This is a genomic window from Microvirga massiliensis (genome assembly GCF_001006805.1).
Classification (GTDB): Bacteria; Pseudomonadota; Alphaproteobacteria; order Rhizobiales; family Beijerinckiaceae; genus Microvirga; species Microvirga massiliensis.
The window spans coordinates 64574-75143 of record NZ_LN811363.1; the positions used below are offsets into that span (position 1 = coordinate 64574).

Annotated in this window: 12 protein-coding genes and 1 pseudogene; 8 read left to right on the forward strand and 5 right to left on the reverse strand. The window is 63.5% G+C overall.

The features are described from left to right. The coding region (locus BN1233_RS50090) for a transposase (RefSeq protein WP_244470986.1) at positions 1 to 195 on the reverse strand (195 nt) is incomplete at its 3' end. Between the two features lie 243 nt (positions 196 to 438). Next, the gene (locus BN1233_RS50095; protein WP_244470987.1) at positions 439 to 771 is read right to left on the reverse strand and encodes an IS630 transposase-related protein; all 333 of its coding nucleotides are present in this window, start codon (positions 769 to 771) and stop codon (positions 439 to 441) included. Between the two features lie 90 nt (positions 772 to 861). On the opposite strand from BN1233_RS50095, the gene BN1233_RS32650 reads away from it, so the two are divergent. From BN1233_RS32650 to BN1233_RS32660, 3 genes are all read left to right on the forward strand, one after another. Continuing rightward, positions 862 to 1059, forward strand: a complete 198-nt coding sequence (locus tag BN1233_RS32650) for a hypothetical protein (protein ID WP_046867829.1) — start codon at positions 862 to 864, stop codon at positions 1057 to 1059. 202 nt (positions 1060 to 1261) lie between these two features. After that, entirely contained in the window at positions 1262 to 2014 is a 753-nt protein-coding gene (locus BN1233_RS32655) for a Crp/Fnr family transcriptional regulator (RefSeq protein ID WP_425311766.1), read from the forward strand. Then, entirely contained in the window at positions 2011 to 2256 is a 246-nt protein-coding gene (locus BN1233_RS32660) for a hypothetical protein (protein ID WP_046867831.1), read from the forward strand. Before BN1233_RS32655 ends, BN1233_RS32660 begins: the two co-directional genes overlap by 4 nt. Before the next feature lie 274 nt (positions 2257 to 2530). Here BN1233_RS32660 and BN1233_RS32665 read toward each other — a convergent pair whose 3' ends face one another. Both BN1233_RS32665 and BN1233_RS32670 read right to left on the reverse strand, forming a co-directional pair. After that, positions 2531 to 3949 (reverse strand): FAD-binding oxidoreductase, encoded by a 1419-nt coding sequence (locus tag BN1233_RS32665; protein ID WP_425311763.1) that lies wholly within the window; start codon positions 3947 to 3949, stop codon positions 2531 to 2533. A gap of 573 nt (positions 3950 to 4522) precedes the next feature. After that, positions 4523 to 5308: pseudogene (locus BN1233_RS32670) on the reverse strand (SDR family NAD(P)-dependent oxidoreductase); the annotation flags it as partial. Positions 5309 to 5375: 67 nt separating this feature from the next. On the opposite strand from BN1233_RS32670, the gene BN1233_RS50675 reads away from it, so the two are divergent. Both BN1233_RS50675 and BN1233_RS32675 read left to right on the forward strand, forming a co-directional pair. Then, on the forward strand, positions 5376 to 5507 hold the full coding sequence (locus BN1233_RS50675) for a hypothetical protein (RefSeq protein ID WP_280139478.1): 132 nt from the start codon (positions 5376 to 5378) through the stop codon (positions 5505 to 5507). A 632-nt stretch (positions 5508 to 6139) separates the two neighbouring features. Then, positions 6140 to 6379 carry a hypothetical protein gene (locus BN1233_RS32675; RefSeq protein ID WP_147707680.1) on the forward strand — a complete coding sequence of 80 codons (240 nt, stop codon included), beginning with the start codon at positions 6140 to 6142 and terminating at the stop codon, positions 6377 to 6379. Between the two features lie 201 nt (positions 6380 to 6580). Here BN1233_RS32675 and BN1233_RS32680 read toward each other — a convergent pair whose 3' ends face one another. Continuing rightward, entirely contained in the window at positions 6581 to 7750 is a 1170-nt protein-coding gene (locus tag BN1233_RS32680) for a sulfite oxidase (RefSeq protein ID WP_046867834.1), read from the reverse strand. Between the two features lie 428 nt (positions 7751 to 8178). On the opposite strand from BN1233_RS32680, the gene BN1233_RS32685 reads away from it, so the two are divergent. The 3 genes from BN1233_RS32685 to BN1233_RS47625 all read left to right on the forward strand — a co-directional run bounded on the left by BN1233_RS32685 (position 8179) and on the right by BN1233_RS47625 (position 10520). Next, a complete protein-coding gene (locus BN1233_RS32685) occupies positions 8179 to 9186 on the forward strand; it encodes an ABC transporter substrate-binding protein (protein ID WP_046867835.1) in 1008 nt (335 codons plus the stop codon). An 857-nt stretch (positions 9187 to 10043) separates the two neighbouring features. Beyond that, positions 10044 to 10280 (forward strand): hypothetical protein, encoded by a 237-nt coding sequence (locus tag BN1233_RS32690; protein ID WP_048709710.1) that lies wholly within the window; start codon positions 10044 to 10046, stop codon positions 10278 to 10280. Positions 10281 to 10364: 84 nt separating this feature from the next. After that, entirely contained in the window at positions 10365 to 10520 is a 156-nt protein-coding gene (locus BN1233_RS47625; RefSeq protein WP_154678330.1) for a hypothetical protein, read from the forward strand. The last annotated feature ends 50 nt before the right edge of the window (positions 10521 to 10570 follow it).

Consider the following 10570-nt stretch of genomic DNA (forward strand, 5'->3'; position numbering starts at 1 on the left):
GGGTGGCAGGAACAGGAACCAGGCGCCCTTCGACTTCAGGAGCTGGGCGGCCTTGGCGCTCTTGTGGACCGCGAGATTGTCGAGGATCACGACATCGCCTTTCGCCAGCGTCGGAGCGAGCTGCGTCTCGACGTAGCGGTCGAAGGCCAATCGGGTGATCGGGCCATCGATCACCCACGGCGCACACACCTTCATGGCAGCGCAGGCCGGCCATGAAGGTGTGCGTCTTCCAGGGCCCGAACGGTGCTGACGCGGGCAGGCGCTTGCCCCGGCGGCTGCGGCCGTGCAACCGCACCATCTTGGTGTTCACACCCGTCTCATCGAGGAACACAAACCGATACGGCTGCTCACGCATGCGGGGCTGGCGCTGGCTCGTCCAGACGCGACGCTCATCGCGAATGTCGGCGCGTGCGCATTCCGTGGCCAGCAGGCGTTTTTTTATATGTGAAGCCGTAGCGGCACAGGAAGCGCGGGAGCGGCGCTCACGCCATGCTCCGCCAACAGCCTCGCGGCGAGGTCCGGCATCGTGATGTCGGGTTGCCTCTCCACCGTCTGCACGAGAAAGGCCTCGTAGGGAGCCAGTTTGCCACGTCCGGGTGGTCGCCCCTGCTGGGCGGGAGCCGGGGAGCCGGACTGCGCCCGATGCCGCATCAGCTTGATCGCACAACTGTCGCTGACCCCAAAGTGCCGCGCCGCCGCCCGGCAGGAATGGCCCGCCTCGACAAACGCCACGACCCGCACCCGCAGATCGAGAGAATAGCTTCGACCCATGATCCACCTCCACCCCAGAGAGGGAATCACAGGTCGGCCCAGCCCAGAAGCTAAAGAATCCTATTTCCCATCCGAGGCTCTAGTGCCAAGATGGCCAGCACCGTCGATGCCCCCACTGCCGCCGAAGCCGATCTACGGGTATGCGCGCAACTCGACCGGATCGAGCGGATGATCGAGAAGGGCCATGACGTGATCGAGGCCCAGGATCTGCTGCGGCAACTGGAGCTGATCCTCGACCAGTGGCACGTCCGGCGGCGGCTCATCCTGGACGCACTCGCCCATCGCTGAGAGCGCGTCAAAACGCCAATCTCGCGCGAGTCGCGGACACGTGTGTCGCTTGCAAGGGTTCGCGGCGGCTCTCCCTTGTTCCCGAAATAGCCGCTGAGAGAAAACGAAAAAGTAACACAGGTCAAAGACAGGCATACACCTGGCTGTAATGGTGGTTTCATCATCAGCAATGGCCAATACGGACGCCTGCACAACAGGGGACGTGATATTGCCTGAACCTTTCCCGCCCGATCACAACCCGCTCGTCCGCAAGCTCGAGAGCATCCTCGCCCTGACCGATGAGGAGCGGCAGGCGCTCCTCGCCCTCCCGATGCAGGTGGCCGTGATCAGGAAGGATCAGGACATTGTGCGCGAAGGCGACCGCCCCTCCCGATCCTTTGTGATCCTGAGCGGCTTCACCTGCACCTACAAGGCCTCTGGAGAGGGCAGGCGCCAGATCGTGGCCTTTGGCATCCCCGGGGACATGCCCGACATCCAGAGCCTGCACCTGAAGGTGCTCGACATCAGCGTCGCGACCCTGAGCCCGTGCAGCGTCGGCTTCATCACCCATGAGGCCCTGTGGGATCTCTGCATGCGCTGTCCCCGGATCGCCGCCGCCTTCTGGCGCGAAACCCTCGTGGAGGGAGCCGTCTTCCGCGAGTGGCTGCTCAATGTCGGGCGGCGCGAAGCCTACGCACGGATGGCGCATGTCCTGTGCGAGCTGCTGGTGCGTCTGAGAGCGGTGGGCCTTGTCGAGGACCATGCCTGCACCCTGCCGATCACCCAGGTTGAGTTCGCCGATGCGCTCGGCGCCTCGACGGTCCATGTGAACCGGGTGGTTCAGGAACTGCGGGCCGACGGCCTGATCGAGCTGAAAGGCGAACGGCTGAGCGTTCTTGACTGGGAGAAGTTGAAGCAGGCCGGCGACTTCGACCCGACCTACCTTCATCTGGTGCAGGAGCGGGCAGCCGCATGACCTTCACCCTCCAGCCCGTGCGTGTTGCCAATGGTAGCGACGAGGAGGGCATGCTGGTCTTCGACGAGGAGCTGCGGCTTGTCGCGGTTCTGACCCGGCTCGGCGATCACTATGACGGGCTGTCCGGTCATTGGTACCTGGAAGCTGGGTTCGGGCGCCTGGAAGGACCGGATCACCCGACCTACGCCGATCTGGAGGCAGCCCAGGAATGGATCCGGCAGCGCCTCGCAAAGCGGCGGTAGACGGCTTCTGCTCGCATCCGCTGCTTCGGGTTCGACAAAGAGCATTCCGCGTAACTTTACCTTCACCGTATTGACGGCTCAGCGTGAGGGATGGTGTGGGCCCGGAAGGTCTCCGAATGGCACGTTCCTGTCGTCCGGCGGATGATTGCTCACGACGCCGAAGCGGACGTTCGGAGGCGGAATCGGGCGGCGGGAGTTGACCCGATCCGGCCATCCGACTGTATGCGGTGGAGCGCCGACGCGCATGCGTTTCGGGGATGCGGGTCGCACGTTCCTAAGCTTTCGGCAACACGTTCTGGTTCAGCCGGAACAGGTTACCCGGGTCGTATTTTGCCTTGAGAGCCGATAGCCGCGCGTAGTTGCTGCCATACGCCCCCGTCACGCGCTCCGTTTCGTCCTCCGGCATGAAATTGACGTAGACGCCGCCGGTCGCGTATGGCGCTGTCGCCTCGAAAAAGTCACGAGCCCATTTGATCGCGGCCCGCTCGTCCCCGCGTTCCCGCCACCTTGTATGCACGTTCATCACGAAATTGGCGTCGCGGTGCGGATAGGCGGTCGCGGCAGCGTCAATACGGTTACTAGCGCCGCCGACCTGGCCGATGAAGATCTCGCATTCTTCCGTCGGTAATGTCCCGACATAAGCGACCAGCGTATCGAGCAGTCCGTCGCTGAGAGCTGTGAAATTATGCGACTTCCAGTAGTTGAACGCTCCCGGAGTAAGCAGCGGATCGAACGCCGTTTGCCAGGCCACATAGGGCTGGACGCCGATCACGTCAGCGATCGGCTCACCGAGAGCGCGAAGCGGCGCCAGCGCCTTATCCGCGTTCGCCGGCTCGCCAGCATAGCAGACGGCGAAGACCAGGATCTCCTTTCCGTGGACCTCGGCCGGCAGGAACGGCAAGGGCGGCGCTTTGCGCAGCACCGCCCAGACAGTGAGCTCGTCGGGGGCGGCCGCCGCTGCGTCGCGATAGCCGGCGAGAAGGTCCCGAGCGTTCCCAAACGGGTGGACGATGAGCCCCGATACCAGGTCGGGCCCGACCGCGTGCAGTTTGAACTCGAACGAAGTCACAATGCCGAAGTTGCCGCCACCGCCGCGGATGGCCCAAAAGAGATCCGGTTCCTCGACCGCGCTCGTCTGAACGAGCGCACCGTCGGCGGTAACCACGTCGGCCGCGATGAGATTGTCGACCGTGAACCCGAGTTTTCGGCTGAGCCACCCGAAACCGCCGCCGAGCGTGAGCCCTGCGACTCCCGTCGTCGAGTTGATCCCGAGCGGCGTCGCGAGACCGAAGGCTTGCGCCTCTCTGTCGAACTCGCCGAGTGTCACGCCGGGCTCAACCCGCGCCGTTCGACTCTTCGGGTCGATGCGGACGGAGCGCATCGGCGACAGATCGATCAGGAGCCCGTCCTCGCAGACCGCGTTGCCGGCGATATTGTGGCCACCGCCGCGCACCGCCACGAGGAGAGAGTTGTCCCGCGCGAAGCGCACCGCTCGCATTACGTCGCTTGCACCGCGGCAGCGCACGACAGCGGCGGGCCTGCGGTCGATCATGGCGTTCCAGATCGTCCGCGCCTCGTCGTACCCAGCTTCGTCGGGGAGGCAGAAGCTGCCGCGGAGCTGTAGCGTACTTAGAATGTCGGTTGAAAGGGCGATCGTCCCGCCCATGAGCCTACGGAACTGGACCTCGGTCAAGGCACCCCTCCATCGTCCGATGGGCGCGTCGGCCGGAACCGGCCGCTCTCTCCTGAATAGAATATCGCAAAAGCCATCCGCGCGCGACCGACACTGGAGTCCAAATCCAGCAGGCGTACCCAGGCGATGGCTCCAAATTGTCGACCCTGAACGCACCCTTATGATTGCTAGGCTGGATAGTTCGGGCGCTGCTTCTTGGCACAGAGCTGAAGTTGGCCGAACTTCCGCAATCGCGAGGTGAGCGGACCTTCGTTGGCTCTGCCCTACTTCGCACTTTGACCCTGTGCAGACATGCCCGTGGACTGCCGCGTAGCCGCATGTATCGGCCGCGGCCGGCGCAAGTCCGTGTGTCAAAGGTCTCGCGGATAAAGCTTCCTCAAGGAGGCACCCGTCGCAAGCACGGCGAAGGAGAGAGGACAACTCGGTCGGCGAGACTCACGCCCTCGTGCGAGCATCCGAACGCCATCGCCGGTATCCCTCCTGTCCTGAAACTCGCCGCAGGCCGATCCAGCCGATCGTCAGGGCTGCCGCGCCGATCATGAAGGGAAGCATCGCAGACCCCGAACCGCTGCTCCTGCTAGAGCCGGGTTCGGCCAACTTGCGGTGCTGCTCGGCCAACAACCCAGCCGGAGTCACGGTAGCGATGCTCGTCTTCAGCTTGTTCTTCCAGCCGGCGACCACGTCCCCATCGCCGCGCATCATGGCCTCGAAGCCCACTCGAGCAACGTCGGCGGGATCGTCCTTCGACATCTGCCCGACCTTGGTGTCCATCATGTCGGCGCGTTTGAAGAACTCGGTCTCGGTGGGCCCCGGCATGAGGCAGGTGACCGTCACACCTGATCCCTTCAGCTCGGCGCGTAAGGCAAAGGAGAAGGAGTCGATGAACGCTTTCGTGCCGTTATAGACCGCGTGAAAGGTTCCGGGGACGAAGCCTGCCTCCGAGCCGACGATCAGGATCCGCCCTGTGCCTCGGGCGCGCATGTCGCGGCCGACCTTCTGGATCAGGTAGATGGTTCCGGTCACATTGGTGTCGATCACGTGCCGGACCTGATCGAAGTCCTGGTCGAGAAAGGCTTTGCCGAGGCCATGGCCAGCGTTGGCGAGAAGAGCTTCCACGGACCGGCCCCTCGCGGCCTCGCAGAGCTTGTCGACCCCTTCCACCGTCGCGAGATCCGTCTCGATGGCGTCGACGTTGGCTCCCAGCCGGCGAAACTCTTGCGCCGCGTCGCTGATTTTGGGTTGATCGGCAGCGATCAGCAGATCGAACCCGTTTTCGGCACAGACCCGTGCGAGCTCATAACCAATACCCGCGGACGCGCCGGTTACGATAGCGAGGGGGCGAGAACTTGAAGCCATCATGCGTCTCCGCTCATGATTTCTTCTCAATGTCCATTCCCCGCTGAAGTTGCAGGAACTGGAAGTCCGAATGGACGCCGCGATCCTACTCCCTGTGTTCTGCCTGATCGCGATCGGCCACGGCATCGCGCCGCTGGGAGTTCTCTCGGAGCGCGCGAGCTCTGGGCTGGAAGAGTTCGCGCAATTGGGTTCAACACAGTAGGATACGTGAACCAGTTGGTAAGCGGTCGGGGTCGAAGGCTAACGGTGATGACGAATTAAGTTCATGAGCCCTGAAAGGCTCGAACCGTGAATCTGGCACTCACTTCGACGGTCGTCTTCTGGCACCTTCCAGCCGCTCATCCTGTGGCGGCGTAGGGCGGGGCTGTTGCTTCTCCTGGATAAGCGTCTTCGGCTCGTCAGGCGCGGTGTTCATCCGTCACGAGCCCAATGTCGCTTCTAGCAGGCATATGCACATATCGAGCTCGGAGCTTTCCTGAGCAGCCGCCAAGGTCTCGAACAGCAGGAGTTCCTGCGCCTGATTTGAACCCTCGTGGTATTCCCGGGCAGTGTCGCCGAGTGTCGAGCCAACTTCCAAGCCACGGGCTGCCGATCTCGGCTCGGGCTTCGGCCATCCGGCTCAGACAAGGGGCCTAATCACCTAACCGATGAGCCGCGATACCATGCAGTGCCGTCAGGGCAGTCGCGTCATGACCACGGCTGCGGCTCGCTCATCCCGGTGCCACCATCGGGATCAGGCTGGCGAGCCGGGGTTGAACTTCCCCCTGGCGGAGCCGGATCGGCCCTTGGCTGTCCTGCATGGTCGCGGGCCCGATCCTCGTGGAGGGGCTCGCGATGACGGAGCCAGGCCCGCGCTCAGGACGACTGGATCCCGAGGGCGTATGGTCTGCGACCACTGCCCTGGAAGCCGCCCTGCTGATGCTCGACAACGATCCCACGCTCAAGGCACGCCTGCCGCTGCAAGCTATTGCCTGGTTCATCCTCGATCAGGTCTCCAGGGGTCAACGGGATCCAAGCCGCCTGTGCGCCGAGGCCATCGAGCATGTCAGACGCTCCCTCGACGGGATCAACTGACGCAACGGCACCTTAACGAACCTCTACAGCGAGAGAGAACCACGGGTGCACCTGATCCCCGGCTTGGGAGCCTCCTCGCGCGAACACCTCCCAATGCGCAACGATAAGGTTCGGCCTAAACGTTAGCTCTGCTGAGGTGAACCCAGGCTTTTCAACGAGGCCGTTGCGCTTTCACCTGGGCTCTCCGCAAGGGTGCCTCCGTCAACTCACCCGGACGCTGCGCGTCACCTGCCCGTTGCTCTCCCAGTAGGTGCGCTTGTTGGCGATCCAGGGATCGTTCATCGCCGGCTGGACATGGCCCTGGAAGTCCGTCGCGCGCGACGTGATCCGGTGCTCGCCCGGGGACGGACGCTCCCAATCGAGGGACCAGATCCGCCACGCATGGTCGGCCTCCTCGCTGCGGTCGATGGTGGCCGGCACCCAGGGCCCGTCGTCGATCTGCACCTCGACCCTGGCGATGGGCGCCCCCCACGCCGCACCGACGATGCGGTAGTGATCACCCTGCCGGGTCACCTTGGCGGGAGCCGATTTGAGCAGCGCTCTCCCCACCGAAGTTTCGATGTTCACCGCCTTGCCGTCATGCTGCTCCTCGCGAAGGGTCACGTAGTCCCGGGCCTGGAAGCGGCCCATGAACCGGCTGTCGCGCACCTCGATGCGCTCGAGCCATTTGACGTTGGCGATCCCGTACCAGCCGGGCGCGATCAAGCGGAGGGGAAAGCCATTGGGCTGGGGCAGGGGAGCCCCGTTCATCTCGTAAGCCAGGATGGTGTCGTGGCTCATGGCATCGTCGAGAGACATGCTGCGGGCGAAGTTCTGCCGCACCTTGGTGTTTCGCACCTCTTCCTCTCCGGCATCGGTGCCAAAGAACACGACCTCGCGGGCGCTCCCGCGCACCTGCGCCTCCTCGAGGATCGGCGCCAGCGGCGTGCCCGCCCAGCGGGCATTGCCGACCGCGGCGGTAAACCAGGGGTGGCCATGATTGCCGGAGCATTCGAGCGTGAACACGACCTCGCGGCGCGGCCGGGCCTTGATGTCCTCGAGCGTCAGTTTGAGGGGCTGAGCGACGGACTCTCCGCCAATCTGCAAGGACCAGGACGCCGCGTCGATCACGGGTCGGTTGTAGTGCGAGATGCTGAAGAAGCGCTCGTTCGGGGTCAGCCAGGAATTCAGGTCCTCCCACCTGGCGAGGTTCTGGACATCGCTGGCGGCAGCATCGGGAATTGGCGGCGGCTGGTCCGCCCAGGGGATGACTTCCTCACCCGGGCGGGACGGGAACGCGTGCGCCAGGGACGAGCGGAGAGCCGTCCATCCAGCGACGGCCGCACTGCCGTAAGCGAGAAAATCCCGGCGGGGAAGAGTGACGGTTTCCATGGGCGGCCTCCCAAGGTCGGGCAAGCCACGACGCACCACTCAGCGTGGCCGCAATGCGCCCCGCAGCCCAGTGATTATACTCCGACCGCCCCAGACTGCGCTATCCTGTTGCCGAGCATCGTCTCGGGCGAGAGGGATGTCGCTTTGAGCGAACCTCTCCGGAGGCTCAGGCAGCACATCTCGCACGTGCCGCTACTCGGTTTCCCGATCGGGTGGTCTGCCTGGTCACCAATCATCCCACACGTTGGCGCAGTTGCGCTAGCACTTCGAGCAGTAACGTTTGGCTGCCATGTTGTGACACAAAGCGACAGGACGCGACGGCCGACTGACGGCGTGCCCATATCCTGGCAAACGTTTCGATAGCGGACGTCACGTCGGCGCGATACGATCATGCTGTTCCGTTCGCATTGGCCCGGCGAGATGATCGCATGAGGCGGCGGCACTTCATCATGCTTCTCGGCGCTGCCGTCGCGGTGAAGCCAGAGCCTGCTTACCCTCAAGCCAAGAAAGTCCATCGACTGGCGATCGCCTCTCCGGTCGAGCCGACCGAGAATCTCACCACAACCGGGCACCTGCGAGGTTTCTTCGAGCGGATGCACGCACTCGGCCATGTTGAAGGCCGAAACCTCGTCGTCGAGCGCTATTCGGCCGAGGGGCGCATCGAACAGTTCGCCGGCATGGCGCGCGAGGTCGTGCGGAGCGCGCCTGACGCGATCCTGACGTGGTCGACGCCTCTTACGCGCGAGTTCAAGCAGGCCACCAATCGGATCCCGATTGTGAGTTTCACTGCCGATCCGGTCGGGAGCGGGCTCGTGGCCAGCCAGGCTCGTCCTGGCGGGAATATCACCGGCGTCGGCTCAGAGCCTGCTGGGCCATCTCTCATCGTGAAGCGTGCCACCATCCTGAAGGAAGCGGTCCCGGGCGCAGCACGAGTCGGCTTTCTCGCTTTCTCTCCCGCGACCGGTCCTGGGGCCGATCAATTCTGGGCGTATCTGCGAGAGTCGTTGCGGGAAATCGGCCTCACGCTGATCGGAGCATCTCTGAGCCAGCCTCGCGACGAGAATGAACTCCGAGACGCCATGAAGACGTTGATGGATCAGGGGGTCGAGCTGCTGATCATCAGCGATAGCCCGTATGCTCGGCAACACCATCGTCTCATTGTGGCGCTCGCCAACCAAGCGGGGATCCCGGCCCTCTATCCGTTCCGCGAGTTCTTCGAGGCCGGCGGCCTGTTCGCCTATGCGATTGATCTGCACGAGACGTTTCGCGGAACAGCGGACCAGATCGATCAGATCTTTAGCGGAGTTGATCCTGGGATCATCCCGATCCGGCAGCCGACCCGGTTCGAGTTCCTCATCAACTTGAGGACGGCAAGGGCCATCGGCCTCACGATACCGGCGACCCTCCTCGCGCAGGCAAACGAGGTGATCGACTGATCATCAAGGCCGCATACCAGACCGAAGCTGAAATACTTGGCTGAAGGCGATCTGTCGCTGGATACGCGGTGTAGACCCGTCTTTGCTGCCGAGACAACAATCACGCGAGGCAGGACAGACCATGCAAGGTTGTGTCCTGCATGGTCGAATTTCAGCCTTCACCCACGATAGTCGTCCCCGTGCAAATTCTGCGCGAGGTGGAGGAGGACGTCACATGCCTGCCATTACCACAGCGGTCAGCCGCCCTAGTCCTCTGTTCCCGACTCTCTGATTGAAGTCGCCTCAGATCGGCTGAGAGGAGCTGCCGGCTGGCAGGGTCCTCCGCGTGCAGAGACAGGACGGGCATCGTGCGGAGCCCGCGCATGGAGTCATGCGGCTCGCAGGTAAAGCCCGCGAACACCCCTCGCGCTCCAGCCCTTGTGCGAGCGCTGCGTCGGAGTTGCGATTCAGCCGGATCGACCCAAGATCCTTTCTTATGAACCCATGGTTCCGAGGTCTTCCGGGGAGGACCATAGGCGTGTGGCGATGGATCAGGGAGACTTCCTGGCCCTTGTCGCCCTTGTCGCAATCATCTTGGTCCTGTGGATCGAAATGGTGCGCTGAGGCGATGCTCCAGGGCCGATCCAATGACCAGCCTCTTTGGCGGAGGCAGGCAGAATGCCCCGTTACTCCAGCCTAAACCAACAGAAGCCCGTCGCTTTGAGCGGATGTCTCGACCAAGGCGGAGGCGCGGTCTCCCGGCCACGGGATCTCGATTTAGAACCGGAGATGACAGGCGATGAGGGCATGCCTGCAAACAATCGACCAAGTCTGCCACTATTGATTCTGATCCATCGGCTCCGGGGAGGGAGAGCAAGATGGGATCAGCCTATATGATCGCTGCTGCCGTGACCGCGACAGAGCGGGTCCAGGAGGAGGTCCTGAAGACCTTTGACGCCCTCAACGGCTTTTGCAGCGGGGTGAATCCCTTCGGGGTGTTCTCGGACCCTTGCCGCCAGCGTGCATGCCTTGCTGCGGCTCGGGAAGCGATCGAGCGCGCGGAGACGATCATGCAGGAGACCGCATGGCCAGAGCCGGAAGACTACGCGGCGTGAGGTCATGCGCGGAAGGCTTTTTGCGGAATTCGCGGGAACTGGGTCGGTTACCTGTCGCCACGACCGAGCTCGAGCATCGCTAGCATGAAGCCCTTTCTGGCAGCCCTCATCGTCACGACTGTCGTGACAGGTGCCATGGCGCAGACCGGGCGGACGACCCAGGACATGGCCTGCACCCGAGTAGCGGCAATCGTGGCGTCTCAAGGCGCGATCGTGCTGCGCACCGGACCGACTACCTAGTCGGCCCTGAACAATGCCGTTTGATCAGGCGGCGATTGGATTCCAGGGGG